The following is an 18249-nucleotide window of genomic DNA, read 5'->3' as shown; positions in this document are numbered from 1 at the left end:
AGCCATTGAATATCAACAATAATTCCATGATACTGGAATTATTGAATCAAAGCAAAGCTGCGGCGTGCTTCCTTACTTGAGCGCGATGGCAATATCGACCAAGCCCACCGACCCGTTGCCGATGGCGGAAGCGGCCGGCGTGGCCGCGCCGCCGCTCAGCACGGCCGCACCCGTCGCCAGGTCAATGCGGTACAGCGAGCTCGGTCCCGTGGCCGACGTGCGCAGCACCGCCAGGGCCAAGCCGTTGGCGCCGCCCGCGATGTCGAAGCCCGCGTCACCGGCCACCGCCACGCCCAGCGCGCCGACGTTGACGAGGGTGCCGTCGTTCGGCGGATTTTGCAAGGCGAGACTGGCGCTGGCCGTGTCGATATCGAACAACATGGTCGACGTCGTGCCGGCAAAGCTGTTGCTGTAGGCGGCTGCCGTGACGACAGGCGCCGCGCCAGCCCTGTTGACGGCGCCGTCGGTGGTGGTGGCGCCCGTGTCGACATTGATGCGCAGGCTTTGTCCCGTGTTGCCGATCACGCGCAGGCGGTCGGCGACGGGGTTGAAATCGACGCCAAAGGCCGTGCCGGCGATGGCCGTGTACGGCGCGGTGGCATCCGCCGCATCGGCGGCCAGCGTCGCCTTGACGGTGACGGCGCCCGTGTCCGGGGCGATGGTGACGATGCGTCCCGCCGACGATATCCCGTACAGCAAGCCATCCTTGGGACGGATGTCAAAACCCAGCAGGCGCTCGCCCGCCGCCAGGCCCGTCACGGCCACATTGGCGTCCAGGGTGTTCGGGGTGGCCGTCTTGAAGCTGACGATGCGATTGTCGTCCGTCAGGCCGTAGGCGACGGGCGCCGCCGGCGCTTTCAGGGCGATGCCGCGCACTTCTTCCGTCACGCCGATGGCCGCCACCAGGGTCGCCGGCGCCGTGCTGGCTGCCAGATTCAGCGTGTACAGATTGCGCACGCCAGCCACCGTCATGACGGCGTAGCCCGTGTTGGTGCGCGCGTCGATGTCGAAGCCGGCCACGCCGGTGGCCGCCACGCCCAGCGGCACGGCGCTGGCCAGGGTACCGTTGTTGGGCGGATTTTGCGTGTACAGGGTGGCGTTGGCCGCGTCGATGACGAACAGGGTCGTGCTGGCCGTGCCCGCAAAACTGTTGCTGTAGGCGGCGGCCGTGATGGCCGTATTGCCTGCTCCGCCGTTGATGGCGCCATCCGTGGTGGTGGCGCCCGTATCGACATTGATGCGCAGGCTCTGGCCCGTGTTGCTGACGATGCGCAGGCGGTCGGCGACGGGGTTGAAGTCGACGCCGAACTCCGTGCCGGCCAGCGCCGTGTAAGGCGCCGTCGCGTCGGCCGCATCGGCTGCCAGGGTGGCTTTGACGGTGGCGGCACCCGTCACGCCATTCAGGGTGTAGATGCGTCCCGTGCTGCCGACGCCGTACAGCTGGCCATCGGCGGGACGGAAATCGATGCCCAGCAGGTTTTCGCCAGCCTGCAAGCCCGTGACGGTGACCGTGCTGCGGATGGTGGCTGGCGCGGCGCGGTCGAACGACAGCAGTTTATTACTGGCGGTGAGCACGAAGACGTCGCCGGCCACCACCACGGGCGGCGGTGGCGGAACAACCACATCGTCATGGTCGCTGCCGCCGCCGCAGGCGGAAAGCGACATGGCGACGGCGGAAACGAGCAGCAGCTTGGCGTATGGCAAGGTTGGCAAATGTGGCATGGTCGTGGCCCCTGTAAGAGTGAGTGAAGGTGCCGCTCATGCCGCGTTTGCGGCGAGCGCACCCCTGTACTACTTGCCATGCACGCGTTTGGATGCAGCGGCGCAAAAAAAGTTTTGCCGTCCCAGCTTGTAGTTGTCTTTAGGCAACTTAATCGGTGTATAGTCGCAGGCACGATTAAAACCGGGGTCAGGAAAGTGGCGCGCATCTATCAAACCAACAACATGGGCGAAGCCGACGTACGGGTAGCCATCGTGCAGCGTGGCAACGCCGACTTGCTGGTGCACCGCGCGGCCAGCTACGGACTGGCGCATGGCGACGCGCAGTGGTTCATCACCCGTGAGCGCCAGGATGCGACGGCCAGCATGTACTTCACCTCGCCAGGCTTCGCGCAACTGGCCATCTGTTTTGTCGACAAGGCCAGCGAAGCCGGCTGGACCAAACCACACAGGCTGAAGGGCTGCCTGTCGTAGAACGGCGCCAAGCCCGCAAGGCCGCTACTCTTCCAGCCCTCCCCCCAGCGCCTTGTACAGGGCCACGGCCGACTTGAACTGGTCGCGCCGCGCGTCGAGCAGGGTTTGCTGCGCCGCATACGACTGGCGCTGCGCGTCAAGCAGTTCCAGGCGGCTGTCCTGGCCCGCGTCGTAGCGCAGCTGCGACAGGCGCTGACGCTGCCGCGCCGCCACCACCACGCGCTCTTGCGCGGCGATCTGCTGCGCATACGTGGCACTGCCGGCCAGGCCGTCGCGCACGTCGCGGAACGCCGCCTGGATCGCCTGTTCGTACTGCAGCACGGCCACGTCCTTGCGCAGGCGCGACAGCTGCAATTCCGCGCGCAACTGGCCGCCCTGGAACAGCGGCTGCGTCACTTGCGGCGCGAACGCCCAGCTGCGCGCGCTGCCGCGGAACAAATCACCGAGTTCCGGGCTGGCAAAGCCCAGCGACGCCGTCAGCGACAGGCGCGGGAAGAAGGCGGCGCGGGCGGCGCCGATTTCCGCATTCGCCGCCACCAGCGCATATTCGGCCTGCAGGATATCGGGGCGGCGCGCAAGCAAGTCCGATGGCAGGCCGGGCGGCAGCTGCGTCAGCACGGGCTGGCCATCGAGCGGCCGGCCTGCCGGCAAGTCCGTTGGCAGCGGCGCGCCGAGCAGCAATTCCAGGTTGTTGCGCGAAAGTAGACTGGCCCGTTCGCGCGCCTGCACGTCCGCTTCCGCCGTGGCCGCCTGCCCTTCCGCCTGCGCCACGTCCAGGCCGCTGCCCTGCTGCGCGCCGTGCAGGCGCTGCGTCAGGAGCAAGGCCTGGCGCCAGTCAAGCAGGGTTTGCCGCGCCAGTGCCAGCTGCTCTTCCGCCAGCCGCTGTTCCAGGTAGGCGTCGGCCACGGCGCCGATCAGGGCCATGTGCGCGGCGCGCTGGCCCTGCTGCGTGGCCAGGTAGCGGGCGAACGCGGCGTCCGACAGCGAGCGCAGGCGGCCGAACAGGTCGATCTCGAACGCGCTCATGGCGATGCCGGCAGTGAACTGGTTTTGCGTCACCGCATCGGCGCCGCGCTGGCGCACGCCGCCCACATTCGCGCCGATGGCCGGATAACGGCCCGCATCCTGGATCTGGTACTGCGCCCGCACGGCTTCCACGTTGAGGGACGCGACGCGCAAGTCGCGGTTGTTTTCCAGCGCGATATCGACCAGGCGCTGCAGACGCGCATCGAGCAGCATCTGGCGCCAGCCCAGGTCCGCGGCGCTACCCTGCGCAGCGAGTTCGCCATAACTGGCAGGGATCGGCGCCGCCGGCTTGACCAGCGGCGGCGTCAAGGAACACGCCGACAGGGCCAGCACGGCCAGGGGTGTGATAAAGAATAAACGCATTACGATTCTCCTTCCACCGCCTTGACGGCGATGCGGTTACTGCGTTTGTTGAAGTACGCGCCCATCTTGTCGACGGCGCCCAGCACCACGACAAAGAACACGGGCACGAAAAACACGGCCAGCACGGTGGCGGTGATCATGCCGCCGAATACGCCCGTACCGATCGCGTGCTGCGTCTCAGCGCTGGCGCCCGTGGCCAGCATCAGCGGCACCACGCCCAGCGCAAACGCCAGTGACGTCATCAAAATCGGGCGCAGGCGCAATCTAGCCGCTTCCACCGTCGCCTCGACCAGTCCACGCCCTTGCGCCTGCAGCTGGCGCGCATATTCGACGATCAAAATGGCGTTCTTCGCCGACAGGCCGATGATCGTGATCATGCCCACCTTGAAGAACACATCGTTCGGCATGCCGCGCAACATCACGGCCAGCACGGCGCCCAATAATCCCAAAGGCACAACCAGCATCACGGAGACGGGAATCGACCAGCTTTCATACAGCGCCGCCAGCACGAGGAAGACCACCAGCATCGACAGCGCCATCAGCATGGGCGCTTGCGACGCCGATTCCTTCTCTTGCAGCGACTGGCCCGTCCACGCCAGCGCAAAGCCCGGTGGCAGTTGCTTCACGAGGCGTTCCATTTCCAGCATGGCGTCGCCGCTGGAGACGCCCGGTGCGGCGCTGCCGGAAATGCGCGCCGCAGGATAACCCTGGTAGCGCACCAGCTGCAGCGGCGACTCGCTCCACACGGGGCGCACCAGTTCACCCAGGGCCACCATGCCGCCCGCGTTATTGCGGATGCGCAGTGCCAGCACATCGTTCAACTGCATGCGCGACGGCGCATCGGCCTGGATGATCACCTGCTGCATGCGGCCAGCGTTGGGAAAATCGTTGACATAGGTCGAACCCATGGCCGCCGTCAGCATGTCGGCAATGGCCGTAAACGACATGCCCAGCGCTTCGGCCTTGGTGCGGTCGATATCGAGGCGCACGCTGGCGCCCGGTGGCAAGCCGTCCGGATACACGCCCGCCACCTTGGCGCTTTGCGCGGCCAGTCCCAGCAACTGGTTCTGCGCCGCCTGCAGGGCAGTGATGCCCTGGTTGGCGCGGTCTTGCAGGCGCATGGAAAAGCCGGACGAGTTGCCCAGTTCATCGATGGCGGGTGGCATCAAACTCATGATCACGCCCTCCTTCGCCTGCGACATGGCGGCCTGCGCCAGCGCCACTTCTTCCTGCGCCGTGGCGCCGTTGCGCTGTTTCCAGTCCTTCAGCATGGTGAAGGCCAGGCCCGCGTTCGGCCCCGCGCCGGAAAAGCTGAAACCGAGAATAGACTGGTTCACTTCGATGCCGGGCCGCGTGGCCACGTGCTGCTCGTACAGTTTGACGACATCGAGCGTGCGCTCCATGGTGGCGTCGGACGGCAGCTGGATCGAGGTGATGAAGTATCCCTGGTCTTCTTCCGGCAAAAAGGCCGACGGCAGCTGCATGAAAGCCACGCCCAGCGCCGCGACGATGGCGCCATACAGCAGCATCGAGCGGCCGGCGCGTTTCACCATCGCCACCACACCCTTTTCATAGCGCGCCGTCATGCGCTCAAACTGGCGGTCGAACCACAGGAAAAAGCCCTTTTTATCGTGGTCGTGCGGGCCTATCGGTTTGAGCATGGTGGCGCACAGGGCCGGCGTCAGGGTCAAGGCCAGGAACGCCGAGAACAAAATCGACACGGCCATGGCCAGGGTGAACTGGCGGTAGATGGCGCCCACGGAACCGCTGGCCAGCGCCATCGGGATGAACACGGCCGTCAGCACCAGGGTGATGCCGACGACGGCACCCGTGATTTCACGCATGGCTTTCGACGTCGCTTCCTTCGGCGACAAGCCCTCGGTCGCCATCAGGCGCTCGACGGCTTCCACCACCACGATGGCATCGTCGACGATGATGCCGATGGCCAGCACCATGCCGAACATGGTCAGCACGTTGACGGAATAGCCGGCCATCAGCATCACCGTGAAGGTGCCCATCAGGGCAATCGGCGCGACGATGGCGGGAATCAGGGTGTAGCGTATCTTTTGCAGGAACAGGTACATGACGAGGAAGACCAGCACCATCGCTTCCAGCAGGGTGACGATGACCTTTTCAATCGAGATTTTCACGAACGGCGCCGTATCGAACGGCACCGAGTACTTGATCCCGGCCGGCATGGTGTGCGCCAGTTCGGCCATGCGCGCGCGCACGGCGGCCGCCGTCTGCACGGCGTTGGCGCCCGGCGACAGCATGATGGCAGCGCCCGACGCGGCTTGCCCGTTTTCGCGGATGCTGAAGTTGAAGCTTTGCGCGCCCAGCGACACTTTCGCCACGTCGCCGATGGTCACTTTCGAGCCATCCGCATTCGCGCGCAGCACGATGGCGGCAAATTCGGCCGGCGTTTGCAACTGGCCCTGCACCGTCAGCGGAATGGTCACGCGCTGGCCGTGCACGGCCGGCGAATCGCCCAGGCGGCCCGGCGCGATCTGCGCATTTTGCTGCGCGATGGCGGCCGTCAGCTCGCCCATGGCGATGTTGTACGACACCAGCTTGGCCGGATCGACCCAGATGCGCATGGCCCGCTCGGAGCCGAACAGCTGCACCTTGCCCACGCCGGGAATGCGGCGCAGTTCTTCCGTCACGTTGCGCGCCAGGTAGTCGCCCAGCGCCACTTCATCGTGCTGGCCATTGTCGGAAATCAGGCTGACGATCATCAGGAAGCCGGACGACGCCGACTCCACCGTCAAGCCGTTTTGCCGCACGGCTTGCGGCAAACGCGGTTCGATGGCTTTCAGGCGGTTTTGCACGTCCACCTGCGCCATTTCCGGATTCGTTCCCGGCTGGAAGGTGACGGTGATCGAGGCCGAACCCGACGTATCGGTGGACGACTCGAAATACAGCAGGTGCTTGACGCCCGACAGTTCGCGCTCGATCAGGCCGACCACGGAATCGTTCATGGTTTGCGGCGTGGCGCCAGGATAGTTGGCGCTGATGCTGACGCTGGGCGGCGCCACCGAAGGGAAACGCGCAATCGGCAATTGCGGTATGGCGATCAGTCCGAACAGGACGATGAAGACCGCCACCACCCACGCAAAGACGGGGCGGTTAATGAAAAATTGAGGCATGTCGTTAGGCTTTCATTGTATTCAAAGTGGGCATCAACGGGCCTTGGCGGCAGCCGCCGTTGCCACGACGGCCGGCTTCCACGGCTGCGGCGCGGCGGTGGCGCCCGGCTGCAAGCGTTCCTGGCCTTCGATGACGACGGTTTCACCGGCCTTCAAGCCGCCGTTGACCACGTACTGGTGCTCGATCACGTCGCCCACGGCGATGGTTTTGAGGCTGGCTTTGTTCGTGCCATCGAGGACCCAGGCCTGCGCCTGGCCGCCGCTGCTGTGCAAGACGGCTTGCTGCGGCAACAGCACGCCATTTGCCTGCACGGCGCGGGCAATGCGGGCGCGCACGAACATGCCCGGCAGCAGCTGGCGCTGCGGATTGTCGACCAGCACGCGGACGACGGCGTCGCCCGTACCCGCATCGACGCTGATGCCCGAGAACAGGATGCGGCCCGTGACGGGATGCGGCTGGCCATCCGCGCCCAAAATGGTCACGGGCAGCTTGTCCGCGCCGCCGGTACCGGAGGCTTGCAAGGCGGCCAGCGCGGCGGCCGGCTGGCGCACGTCGACGTACACCTTGTCGATCTGCTGGATGCGCGCCATCGGCGTCGCATCCGTCATGCCCACGAGCGCGCCTTCCGTCACCAGTTCGGAGCCGATGCGCCCGGCAATCGGCGCCTCGATGCTGGCAAAAGCCAGGTCCAGGCGGCGCCGCGCCAGGGCCGCGCGTGCCTGCGCCACGGTGGCCACGGCTTGCTCGCGCTGGGCCACGGCGTCGTCATACGCCTGGCGGCTGATGGCGTCCGCTTCCACCAGCGGTTTTAACCTGTCGGCCTGGCTGCTGGCGCGCTTCGCCGTGGCCACCGCGTGCTGCAGGGTGGCGGCGGCCGAATCGACGTCCGCCTGGAATGGCGCGGGATTGAGCTGGAACAGCTTCTGGCCCGCTTTCACTTCGGCGCCCTGCTCGAACTGGCGGCGCAGTACGATGCCGCCCACCTGCGGGCGGATGTCGGCCGTGCGGAAGGCAACCACCCTGCCCGGCAATTCGTCGCTGAGGACGACGGGCGCCGCTTGCAGCTTGAGCACAGTGACGGCGGCGGGCGGCGCGGCGCCTTCTTCCGTCGCGGGTTTGGAACAGGCGGCAAGGCTGAGCAGTGCCGCGGCGATCAACATGTTTTTCCTGGTGAGGTACTTTACTGGCATGACTTTTCTCTATGGCTGATCCCAACCGGCAGTCCGGTCGACAGATAACAAGAGCATAGAAGGCCAACGTGGATGTTCCGTCAAAGAAATGTGGAGATTCGATGGAGACAGCGAAGAATGCTAGACTATTTGGATGAACTATCATCACAGCGCCAGCCAGCCCTCCTTCCTTGCCACCACGCCGCCTTCCGCCCTCGTCCTGATCGCCGAAGATGAACCGCAAATCGCCCGCATCCTCGCCGGTTACCTCGAGCGCGACGGCTACCGCACGGCCTTCGCGCACGATGGCCAGGAAGCGCTGAACCAGCACCTTGCATTGGCGCCGGACCTCTTGCTGCTCGATGTGCAAATGCCCAGGGTCGATGGCTGGGGCGTGCTGGCGGAAGTGCGCCGGCGCGGCGAAACGCCCGTCATCATGCTCACAGCCCGCGACCAGGATGCCGACAAGCTGGCCGCCCTGCGCGTAGGCGCCGACGACTACATCATCAAGCCTTTCAATCCGGCCGAAGTGGTGGCCCGCGTGGCCGCCGTGCTGCGCCGCTCGCGCGTGCGCCACCACCCGGTCGGCGGCCAGCGCCTGCGCTGCGGCCCCATCGAAATCGACCAGGAAACCTATGTGGCCAGCGTGCTGCGCGATGGCATGGCCCAGCCTCTCATGCTCAGCCTGACATTGACGGAATTTCGCCTGCTGGCCCACCTGGCGCGCACGCCGCGCCGCGTCTGCAGCCGCCTGGAGTTGCTCGAGTCCTGCATGCCCGAGAGCAATTCGATGGAACGCACGGTGGACAGCCACGTCAGCAAGCTGCGCAAGAAGCTGGAAGAAGCGGGCGTGCTGAACATGCCAGCCAGCCTGCGCGGCGTGGGCTATCGCCTGGAAAGCGACTTCTGATGCGCTTCACAGGCTTGAACCGGCAAATCATCCTGTCGATGTCCGTGCTGATGGTCAGCAGCATCCTGATCATCTGGATCGGTTCCTGGACCTTCTTTGCCATCGCCTTCAAGATCGATCCCGGCATGCTGTCCGAGCCGGACGACTGGTCGCCCAGCACCGTCGAATGGCTGTGGATTTTCGCCATCACCATCTTTGGCCTTGGCCTGGCCGCCTTTTTCGCCCTCAAGCTCGCTTCGCGCATCCTCAAACCGATCAATTCCGTGATGGACAGCGTGCGCCGCGTGGCCCATGGCGACCTGTCCGCGCGCGCCTTCGCGGGCGACCGCAGCCTGGGCGAGACGGCCATGCTGGTCGACGATTTCAACAGCATGGCCGAGCGCCTGCAGCGGGGCGCCAAGGAAAGCGAAACGTGGAACGCGGCCATCGCGCACGAACTGCGCACGCCCGTGACCATCCTGCGCGGCACCTTGCAAGGCGTCGTCGACGGCGTCTTCAAGCCCGAGGAAGTGCCGTTTTCCAGCCTGCTGGCGCAAGTGGAAGACCTGGGACGGCTCATCGAGGACTTGCGCACCCTGAGCCTGGCCGACAGCGGCCACATGCAGCTGCGCATGGCGTGGACGGACCTGACCCTGGAAATCGGCGAAGTGCGCCGCCTGCTGGCGCAAGAGATGGAAGCGGCGGGCTTTACGTTGCAACTGCACCTGTCCGACCATCCCGTCTGCTGCGACGCGGCGCGCATCCGGCAAATCGTGCTGGCCCTGCTCGACAACGCGCGCCGCTATGCGCATCCGGGCCTGCTGCGCGTGCGCACCCGCGTGCAGGCCGGCCAGTACTATCTGAGCGTCGAGGATGCGGGTCCCGGCATTGCAGAGGAACTGGCGCCGCACGTATTCGAGGCCTTCCGTCGCGGCGACAGCGCCAGGGTCGACCTGAACGCGGGCAGCGGCCTGGGACTGGCCGTGGTCGAAGCCATCGCCCGCGCCCACGGCGGCAGCGCCGTCTGCACGCGTGGCAAGGCGGGCGGCAGCGTGTTTACCGTCAAGTGGCCGGTCGAACATGCCGCGCCGCCGCCCGCCGGCTGACTACGCTGGCGCGCGCAGCATGTCGACAAAGGCGCGCAGCACGGCCGGCATCTGCCGCCGGCTCGGGTAATACAGGAAGTAGCGCGACGGCGGCGGCATGCAGTGCTCCAGCACGCACGCCAGGCGCCCGGCCGCGATATCGGCACGCGCATCGGCTTCGTACACGTAGGCCAGCCCCGCGCCATCGCGCGCCGCGCGCAGCATCAATTCATCATCGTCGAACACCAGCGGGCCGCCGACGGCGATGCTGACACCCTCCCCGTCCTGCCCGAACTCCCACGCATACTGGCGCCCGCTGGGGAAACGCCGGCCTATGCAAGCGTGCTCCAGCAAGCCGCGCGGCGTGCTTGGCGCCCCATGCACCGCCAGGTAGGCGGGCGACGCCACCACCACGAACGGTTGCGGCGCGCCCACGGGCACGGCGATCATGTCGGCCGCCACCTGCTCGCCGAAGCGGATGCCCGCGTCAAAACCGTCACGCACGATATCGATCATGCCGTCATCGGTGACCACTTCGACCTGCACGCGCGGATAGAGGGCGACAAAACTGGCCAGCATGGGCGCCAGCAGCAGCCTGGCGGCCGGACGGGGCACGTTCAGGCGCAGCTTGCCTGTGGGCACATCCTGCAAGGTGCTCAAGTCCAGCAAGGCATCATCGATTTCGCGCATGGCAGGCGCCAGCCGCGCCAGGAGCTGCTGCCCTGCCTCGGTCGGCGTGACGCTGCGCGTGGTGCGGTTCAGCAGGCGCACGCCCAGGCGCTCTTCCAGCGCGCGCAGCGCATGGCTGAGGGCGGAAGCGGACACGCCCCGTTCCAGGGCCGCCTTGCGAAAGCTGCGCAGGCGGGCGACGGCGGCAAAGGCCGCCAATTCGTTCAGATCAGCCATCATTCATGAGTTTCATTCAGCAATACATGCAGGATTAACCATCTTATCGCATGCTGTTGCTTCACCCATACTCCTTGCATCTTTTTTTGAAAAGGAATGACAATGGAACACAGAACACTGGGCCACTCCGGCCTGCGCGTCGCCCCCATCGGCCTGGGCTGCATGGGCATGAGCTTTGCCTACGGCGGCGCGGACGAGGCCAGCTCGCTGCGCGTGCTGCACCGCGCCGTGGAACTGGGCGTGACCCTGATCGACACGGCGGAAGTCTACGGCCCCTACGCCAATGAGGACTTGGTAGGCCGCGCCCTGAAGCAGCTGCGCGGCAAGGTCCACATCGCCACCAAGTTTGGCTTCAGGATATTGCCCCACGGCCAGGGCGTGGAACGCATGGCCGGTGTCGACAGCCGCCCCGAGCACATTGTCCAAGCCGTGGAAGCGTCGCTGTCCAGGCTGGGCATCGAGTGCATCGACTTGCTGTACCAGCACCGCGTGGATCCCGCCGTGCCCATCGAAGACGTGGTCGGCGCCATGGCGGAGCTGGTGCGGGCGGGCAAGGTGCGCCACCTGGGGCTGTCGGAAGTGTCGGCCGCCACCCTGCGCCGCGCCCACGCAGTGCACCCGATCGCGGCGGTGCAGTCCGAGTATTCGCTGTGGAGCCGCGACGTGGAAGCCGATGTGCTGCCCGCCTGTCGCGCCCTCGGCGTCGGCTTCGTGCCCTACAGCCCGCTGGGCCGGGGATTTTTGACGGGTCAGCTGAACTCCAGCGCCACCTTGGCGCCAGACGACTACCGCCACAGCCTGCCCCGCTTCCAGCCGCCCGCGATGGCGGCCAATGCCCATCTCGTTGCCGAACTGCAGCGCCTGGCGGCCGCGCGCGGCGCCACGGCGGCCCAGCTGGCGCTGGCCTGGCTGCTGGCGCAAGGTACTGACATCGTGCCGATACCGGGCGCCCGCGGCCTGGCGCACCTGGAAGAGAACGTGGCCGCCGCGCAGATATCCCTGAGCGACACCGAGCTGGCCGCCATCGGCGCGGCCATCACGCCCGTCAGCGTGCAGGGCGCGCGCTACCCGCAACATGAGCTTGCCATGCTTGGCCTGTAGACAACCGTGCATGAGTGCGCTATACCGGTACTTTTTTGTCCAGCGCACTTGAAATGCCCGAATCCGCTATCATTTCCAATCTGAACTATTCATTATGAAAGAGATTGACATGTCCGCACTGCTCGAAACACTGCAATGGCGCTACGCCACCAAGAAGATGGATCCGACGAAAACGGTGCCGCAAGACAAGGTCGAGCGCATCCTGGAAGCCGTGCGCCTGACGGCCAGCTCCAGCGGACTGCATCCTTACGAAGTCTTCGTCGTGACGAATCCGGCCCTGCGCGAGCAGATCAAGCCGCATGCCTGGAACCAGTCGCAAGTGACGGACGCCTCGCATCTGCTGGTGTTTGCCGCCTGGGATAATTACACGGTAGAACGCATCAACGCCCGCTTTGACCTGGTCAATGAAGTGCGCGGCTTCAAGAACGAAGGCTGGGAAGCGTACCGCCAGCAAATCCTGGCCGCGTATCCACAGCGCGATGCGGAAACCAACTACCAGCACGCGGCGCGCCAGGCGTATATCGGCGTGGGCACGGCCCTGATCGCCGCGGCGCAGGAAAAGGTCGATTCGACGCCGATGGAAGGTTTTGATCCGGCCAAGGTCGACGAAATCCTGAACCTGCGCGAAAAAGGCCTGCGTTCCGTCGTCATGTTGCCGCTCGGCTACCGCGCCGACGCAGGCGACTGGCTCGTGGACTTGAAAAAAGTGCGCCCTGCGCGCGAGCAATTCATCACCGAGCTGGCGTAAGCGTTGTCAGCGCCTCGCCCGTGACTGAAAAGCGGATGCCCTCGCCGGCATCCGCTTTTTTTGCTTTCAGGCTGGCTGCGGGAAGCGCACCGTCACTTGCAGGCCCCGTCCCTCTTCCCCGTCGGCCAGCGCGATATCGGCCTGGTGGTGCTCGGCGATGTGGCGCACGATGGACAGGCCCAGGCCGCAGCCCCAGGCGTCGTTGCCGTCGGGACGGAAGAAGCGGTCGAACAGACGCGCATGGTGCTGCTGCGGCACGCCGGGCCCGTTGTCGGACACGCGCAGCAGGGGCCGGCCCTCTTCCAGCGCCGCCTGCAAGTCGACCCTGCCGCCCTGCTGCGTGTAGCGCAAGGCGTTGTCGATCAGGTTATTCAGCAACACTTGCAAGCCGTCGGGATCGGCTTGCACCAGCACCCTGGCCGGCGGCGTTTCCAGCACGCCCAGGTCGATCTCCCGGCTGTCGGCCAGCGCGCTGTGGTCGGCCACGGCCGCTTCCAGCAATTGCCCCAGGTCCACCGTGTGCAGCTGGCTGGAAGTCAACGCCGTTTCATGGCGCGCCAGGCTGAGCAGCTGGCGCACGAGGTGCGTGCTGCGGTCCAGTCGTTCGTGCAGCCGCTCCAGGGCCACGCGGCGTTCCTCCTCGCTGCCGGCCCGTTCGGCCACCTGCAGCTGCAGTTTCAGCGCCGTCAGCGGCGAGCGCAATTCATGCGCGGCATCGGCGACAAAGGTGCGCTGCGCCGTCAGCGCCGCCTCGAACTGCCCCATCAGGCTATTCAGCGCCAAGGCCACGGGCCGCAGTTCGGGCGGCATGTCGTCGGCCGCCAGCGGCGTCAGGGCGTCCGGCGACCGGCCCGCCACGGATTCGGCCAGCCGGTGCAGCGGCGCCAGCGCGCGCCCGACCACGGCGACGATCAGCAGCGCCAGGATCAGCGCGAACACCAGCAGCGGTGCGCCGGCGCGCGTGGTCATTTGCCAGGCCAGCTGGTCGCGCACGGCCTGCGCCTGCGCCACCTGCACGTAGCGGCCGCGCCGCGTTTCGCCGTACAGGCGCCAGTCCTCGCCGTGCAGCACGACATCGGCAAAGCCGGCCAGCGCATAGCGCGGCAGTGCCGGCTGGCCCTGCAGGACGGGCAAGGGCTGGCCGTCCTCGTCCCACGCCTGCAGCACGAACGCTTCTTCCGGGTCTTGCGCGGCGGCCAGGCCCGTCTGCGTCTCGAACTCGTCGGGCAAGGCCACGGCCAGCTGGCGCAGCTGCAAATCGGCCAGTTCATTGGTTTCTTCCAGCAGCGAGCGGAACAGCGAAATGCCGGCGCCCAGCACGCACAGCAAGGTGGCGGCCAGCAAACCGAGCAGCAACTGACGGCGGATGGTCAGCATGCTGCCACCCGCATCTTGTAGCCCACGCCGCGCACGGTCTGGATGCTGTCCGCACCGAGCTTCTTGCGCAACTGGTACACGTACACGTCGACGGTATTGCTTTCCACTTCGCAATCCCAGCCGTACAGCTTTTCGCTCAGCTGGCGCTTCGACACCACCTTGCCCGGATGGTCGAGCAAGGCGCGCAGCACGGAAAATTCGCGCGGCGGCAGCTTGATCAGCTCACCTTCGAACGTGACGTCGTGACTGGCCAGGTCGAGGATCAGCGCGCCATGCTCGATGACGGAGCGAGAACGGCTGACCCGGCGCCGCAGCAAGGCGCGGATGCGCGCCAGCAGCTCGTCGAGGTCGAAGGGCTTGACCAGGTAATCGTCGGCGCCGCTGTCCAGGCCTTCCACGCGGGCCGGCGTGCCGTCGCGCGCCGTGATGATCAGCACGGGCAACTCGGCGCCCCGCGCGCGCATGCTGCGCAGCACGTCCATGCCCTGCTTGCCGGGCAAGCCCAGGTCCAGCAGCATCAAATCGTAGGCGAAACCGGCCAGCGCCAGCTCCGCATCGTGGCCATCGCGCACCCAGTCGACGGCATAGCACTCGCCGCGCAAGCCCTCGACCAGGCTTTCCCCGATCATCGGATCGTCTTCCACCAGCAATACGCGCACCCAGGGCCTCTCAATGTCTTGAAAATGCCACCATCTTACCTTGAGCGGCGCCGCGCCGCATGGGCGGCCGCGGCGGCCTTACCTGGACCCGGACCCGCGGAACGGCGGGATATTGCCTTCTTGGGGATACAGCGCCACGCCATTCGATAGCGGTGCCGCCGCAGCGAGCGCCTCGCCTGGCTGGGCCGCTTGCGATACGGGCAGAAAAGCCAGCAGGGATACCGCGCCAACACAGAAAATAGCCTTGATTTTCATATCATTCCTTAAAGGTTGGGTTGGAAATATCCGATGAATATACTATTTTATATATTTACAAACAAGCAATATGTACCAGGCCCTGCACAGCGCAAGACCTGGTATTACGATTACTGCACCAGGTAGCGTTCCGAACGGGGACCGTACAGCAGGCCATTCGGCACGCCGGCCGACAGCATGCGCGCATTCGCCGTGCCAGCCAGCGGATGGCTGGCATCGGTGCTGGTGTTGATGATCTGCTTGACGGCCGCCGTCACCAGCATGCCGACCAGGCCGCCGCCACCGCTGTTGTTGCCTTCGTTGCTCGACGCGCTGGCCGCGCCCTGCCACAGCAAGGCGCCCGTCTTCAGGTCGACCAGCTTGGCATCGACCGACACCACCGTCACGCTGTCGATCACGGCGTAGGTCGTGCCGTACTTGGAAATCGTCACGTACAGGCCCGCATCGGCGCCGAAGATCTCGTTGAGCTTTTTCGCATCGACGCCGTGGATATCGGCGGCGTTCGTCAAGCCGTTCTGCTTGAAGGTTTCACCGACCACGGCCACCGGCAGCACATAGTAGCCCGCTTCGGCCAGCGGATAGGTCACTTGCGCGTAGACGCTGTTGCCGGCATTGACTTCCGGCGAATTGTTCAACGGCGGCAAGACCACGATCGAGCGGGGCTTGGCTGCCTTGAAGGCGGTGTAATCGTATGCCGCCTGTTTGGTGGCGCAACCAACCATGAAGATGGCGGGACCCAGGCACAGGGCCATTTTCAACATGCGCGACATCATAATTTCTCGCCTTTTTTCAATTTACCCAACAGGAAGTCCATGTACGGCGTCGATTCCGGGAACAGTTTTTTCTCGTCTTCGAACTGCGCGGCCACCTGCTCCGGCTTGCCCGCGATCGAGTACAGCATGCCCAGGTGGGCGTGGTAGCCCGGCGGCGCGTGATTGCCCTTGGCGCCGATCACTTGCAAGTCTTTTTCCATGGCGGCGATCTGCTGCTCCGGGCTTTCACCCTTCAGGTATTCATACACTTGCGGCTGGTAGCCTTCCCATTGGTACAGGGTCTTCGATTGCGTGGCGCAACCGGTCAGGGCGGCACAGACGAGCAGCGCCAGCAGGGCTGCGCCCTTGTTCATCATTGTTTTCATGGGATACCTTATTGTTTGCGCAGTGCGCCCGCTTCGACGCCAGCCACCAGGCGCTCGACCGCTTCGCGCATGGCCAGGTCCAGGACTTTGCCGTTGAGGGTGGCGTCATAGCTGGCAGTGCCGCCAAAACCCAGCACTTCACGGTTCGACAGGCTGTATTCGCCGGCGCCGCCAGCCGAGTACACGACTTCCGAGGTGGCGATATTGACGACGTTCAAGGTAACCTTGGCATACGCCACTTGCGTCTTGCCGCGGCCCATGATGCCGAACAATTGCTTGTCGCCCACTTCCTTGCGGCCGAATTCGGTCACGTCACCCGTGACGACGAAATCGGCGCCCTTGATATTCTGGCCCTGCTTCTTGAACTCGGCTTCCTGCTTGAGTTCCGCCATATTGTCTCGGTCGAGCACGTTGAAACGGTTGGACGTTTGCAGGTGCGCAATCAAAATCGTTTTCGACTGGCTGCCCAGGCGGTCGACGCCATCGGAGAAGATGCCGCGCATGAAATTCGAGCGGTTGTCGAACTTGCCGACAGCGATCAGCGTGCGTGGACCAACGTAGGGACGGGCTGCGCTGGCAACCGTGGGAACAGCCAAAGCTTGTGACGATTCGGAAGCGCAGCCAGCCAACGCCGCGCCAATCAGCGCTGCAATCAACAACGCGCCGGGTTTATTCTTGTTCATAGTGCCCTTATGATATGGAGGATCAGGAGCCACCTGCAAAATTGATTTTAAGCAAGTTAATTTCCTAATTGCAATTATATGGTATTGCATGTCTCACAATTCTCTCCAAAAGTAACGATGGCAAGGATTGCATGATTGCCCGCCATACACAGGTGTGGCCCTGCTTGACTTCCCAGCGCCAATTCATTAACTTGATAGTAAAAAAGCGTGTCGTCAGCGCCCTGTGCCACTGTGCCACACAGACCTCGCCCGCCGGCCTGCCCCGGCGCCAATGCCACGCTGTTCACATCAACGGGTCCCAAGGCCATGCCGACACACGATCATTCCCCGGCCCATCCGCTGGCCACGGCGCTGGCGCTCTCGCTGGGCGCCGCCGTCGCCCTGGGCCTGTCGCGCTTTTCCTACGGCTTGCTGCTGCCGCCCATGCGCGCCGACCTGGGCTGGTCCTACCTGCTGGCCGGGGCCATGAATACGTTCAATGCGCTCGGCTATTTTGTCGGCGCCCTGGCCACACCGGCCCTGATGCGCCGCCTGGGCGTGTGGCGCTTGCTGATCATCGGTTCCGTGCTGGCCAGCATCTTCATGCTGATGTCGGGCCTCGTCAGCGACACGGCCACCCTGTTCCTGCAGCGCGTGTGCGCGGGCGTGGCCAGCGCCTTCATCTTCATCGCCGGCGGCGTGCTGGCGGCGCGGCTCGGTTCCATGCACAGCCAGCGCGCCGGCTTCTACATCGGCCTGTATTACGGCGGCACGGGTTTCGGCATTGCTTTGTCTGCCCTGCTGGTACCGGCCGCATTGGCGTCCGCCCAGGAGCACGGCGCCGCGCATGCCTGGCAGTGGCCCTGGCTGGCACTGGGCATCGCCTGCCTGCTCGCCACCGCCATCATGGCCCTGCCGGCGAAGGCGATCGGCGAAGCGCCGCGCGCCGTCGACACGCCGCGCCCCTTCGCCTGGCGCGACTTTGCCCCCAGCCTGGCCGGCTATTTCATGTTTGGCGTCGGCTATATCGGCTACATGACCTTCGTCATCGCCCTGCTCAAGCAGCAAGGCATGAGCGCCACCTTGATTACCGTGTTCTACACCTTGCTGGGGCTGGCGGTGGTGGCGTCGTCGCGCATCTGGGCGCGCATGCTGGACCGCTACAAGGGCGGCGAATCGCTGGCGATATTGAATGGCGTGCTGGGCGCAGTGACCATCCTGCCCGCGCTGACGAGCTTTGCGCCCGTCGTGTTCCTTTCAGGCCTCGTCTTCGGCGCCGTATTCCTGTCGGTGGTGGCGTCGACCACGGCCCTGGTGCGGCATAACCTGCCGCAACAATCCTGGACGGCTGGCATCAGCGCCTACACGACGGTGTTTGCGCTGGGCCAGATCGCCGGCCCCATCGTCGTCGGCTGGGTCGCCGATGGCCCCGCCGGCCTGGAACGGGGCTTGATCGCCTCGGCCATCGCCCTCTTCATCGGCGCGGCGCTGGCCGCGCGGCAAAAGGCGCTGGCGGCGGCCGCATAGTAGA

General features: G+C 65.4%; 17 protein-coding genes. 6 read left to right on the top strand and 11 right to left on the bottom strand.

Annotation, left to right across the window (positions count from 1 at the left end):
- Positions 1–72: 72 nt before the first annotated feature.
- Positions 73–1722, bottom strand: a complete 1650-nt coding sequence (locus P9875_RS14200; RefSeq protein ID WP_278318745.1) for a DUF4394 domain-containing protein — start codon at positions 1720–1722, stop codon at positions 73–75.
- A gap of 195 nt (positions 1723–1917) precedes the next feature.
- Here P9875_RS14200 and P9875_RS14195 point away from each other — a divergent pair, with 195 nt between their 5' ends.
- The gene (locus P9875_RS14195; protein WP_099403411.1) at positions 1918–2193 is read left to right on the top strand and encodes a DUF6150 family protein; all 276 of its coding nucleotides are present in this window, start codon (positions 1918–1920) and stop codon (positions 2191–2193) included.
- Positions 2194–2217: 24 nt separating this feature from the next.
- Here the strand turns inward: P9875_RS14195 and P9875_RS14190 are convergent, their stop codons facing one another.
- From P9875_RS14190 to P9875_RS14180, 3 genes are read right to left on the bottom strand one after another with little or no spacing between them, the layout of a single operon-like run.
- A complete protein-coding gene (locus tag P9875_RS14190; protein ID WP_278318744.1) occupies positions 2218–3582 on the bottom strand; it encodes an efflux transporter outer membrane subunit in 1365 nt (454 codons plus the stop codon).
- A complete protein-coding gene (locus P9875_RS14185) occupies positions 3582–6728 on the bottom strand; it encodes an efflux RND transporter permease subunit (protein ID WP_278318743.1) in 3147 nt (1048 codons plus the stop codon). The genes P9875_RS14190 and P9875_RS14185 overlap by 1 nt, the downstream gene beginning before the upstream one ends.
- Positions 6729–6761: 33 nt before the next feature.
- Positions 6762–7889 (bottom strand): efflux RND transporter periplasmic adaptor subunit, encoded by a 1128-nt coding sequence (locus P9875_RS14180; RefSeq protein ID WP_278318742.1) that lies wholly within the window; start codon positions 7887–7889, stop codon positions 6762–6764.
- A 163-nt stretch (positions 7890–8052) separates the two neighbouring features.
- On the opposite strand from P9875_RS14180, the gene P9875_RS14175 reads away from it, so the two are divergent.
- A complete protein-coding gene (locus P9875_RS14175; RefSeq protein WP_278318741.1) occupies positions 8053–8808 on the top strand; it encodes a response regulator in 756 nt (251 codons plus the stop codon).
- A complete protein-coding gene (locus P9875_RS14170) occupies positions 8808–9893 on the top strand; it encodes an ATP-binding protein (RefSeq protein WP_035818237.1) in 1086 nt (361 codons plus the stop codon). The genes P9875_RS14175 and P9875_RS14170 overlap by 1 nt, the downstream gene beginning before the upstream one ends.
- Here the strand turns inward: P9875_RS14170 and P9875_RS14165 are convergent, their stop codons facing one another.
- Positions 9894–10781: a LysR family transcriptional regulator gene (locus tag P9875_RS14165; protein ID WP_341353827.1), complete on the bottom strand. Its 888-nt coding sequence runs from the start codon at positions 10779–10781 to the stop codon at positions 9894–9896. It lies immediately after the preceding gene.
- 99 nt (positions 10782–10880) lie between these two features.
- On the opposite strand from P9875_RS14165, the gene P9875_RS14160 reads away from it, so the two are divergent.
- Both P9875_RS14160 and P9875_RS14155 read left to right on the top strand, forming a co-directional pair.
- Positions 10881–11879 carry an aldo/keto reductase gene (locus tag P9875_RS14160; protein WP_278318740.1) on the top strand — a complete coding sequence of 333 codons (999 nt, stop codon included), beginning with the start codon at positions 10881–10883 and terminating at the stop codon, positions 11877–11879.
- A gap of 109 nt (positions 11880–11988) precedes the next feature.
- Positions 11989–12627 (top strand): NAD(P)H-dependent oxidoreductase, encoded by a 639-nt coding sequence (locus tag P9875_RS14155; RefSeq protein WP_099403551.1) that lies wholly within the window; start codon positions 11989–11991, stop codon positions 12625–12627.
- A gap of 66 nt (positions 12628–12693) precedes the next feature.
- Here P9875_RS14155 and P9875_RS14150 read toward each other — a convergent pair whose 3' ends face one another.
- The 6 genes from P9875_RS14150 to P9875_RS14125 all read right to left on the bottom strand — a co-directional run bounded on the left by P9875_RS14150 (position 12694) and on the right by P9875_RS14125 (position 16739).
- Positions 12694–14004 (bottom strand): ATP-binding protein, encoded by a 1311-nt coding sequence (locus P9875_RS14150; RefSeq protein WP_278318739.1) that lies wholly within the window; start codon positions 14002–14004, stop codon positions 12694–12696.
- A complete protein-coding gene (locus tag P9875_RS14145) occupies positions 13998–14663 on the bottom strand; it encodes a response regulator transcription factor (RefSeq protein ID WP_099403404.1) in 666 nt (221 codons plus the stop codon). Before P9875_RS14145 ends, P9875_RS14150 begins: the two co-directional genes overlap by 7 nt.
- 78 nt (positions 14664–14741) lie before the next feature.
- Positions 14742–14918 (bottom strand): hypothetical protein, encoded by a 177-nt coding sequence (locus tag P9875_RS14140; protein WP_158300230.1) that lies wholly within the window; start codon positions 14916–14918, stop codon positions 14742–14744.
- A 110-nt stretch (positions 14919–15028) separates the two neighbouring features.
- Positions 15029–15691: a DUF799 domain-containing protein gene (locus P9875_RS14135; RefSeq protein ID WP_099403403.1), complete on the bottom strand. Its 663-nt coding sequence runs from the start codon at positions 15689–15691 to the stop codon at positions 15029–15031.
- The gene (locus P9875_RS14130; protein WP_278318738.1) at positions 15688–16056 is read right to left on the bottom strand and encodes a DUF4810 domain-containing protein; all 369 of its coding nucleotides are present in this window, start codon (positions 16054–16056) and stop codon (positions 15688–15690) included. Before P9875_RS14130 ends, P9875_RS14135 begins: the two co-directional genes overlap by 4 nt.
- Positions 16057–16064: 8 nt before the next feature.
- On the bottom strand, positions 16065–16739 hold the full coding sequence (locus tag P9875_RS14125; protein ID WP_071077629.1) for a CsgG/HfaB family protein: 675 nt from the start codon (positions 16737–16739) through the stop codon (positions 16065–16067).
- Between the two features lie 306 nt (positions 16740–17045).
- On the opposite strand from P9875_RS14125, the gene P9875_RS14120 reads away from it, so the two are divergent.
- On the top strand, positions 17046–18245 hold the full coding sequence (locus tag P9875_RS14120; protein WP_278318737.1) for a YbfB/YjiJ family MFS transporter: 1200 nt from the start codon (positions 17046–17048) through the stop codon (positions 18243–18245).
- Positions 18246–18249: the final 4 nt, after the last annotated feature.

Source organism: Janthinobacterium rivuli, assembly GCF_029690045.1.
Classification (GTDB): Bacteria; Pseudomonadota; Gammaproteobacteria; order Burkholderiales; family Burkholderiaceae_D; genus Janthinobacterium; species Janthinobacterium rivuli.
Note: the sequence above shows the minus strand (reverse complement) of the source record. Positions and strands in the feature narration are given on the sequence as shown.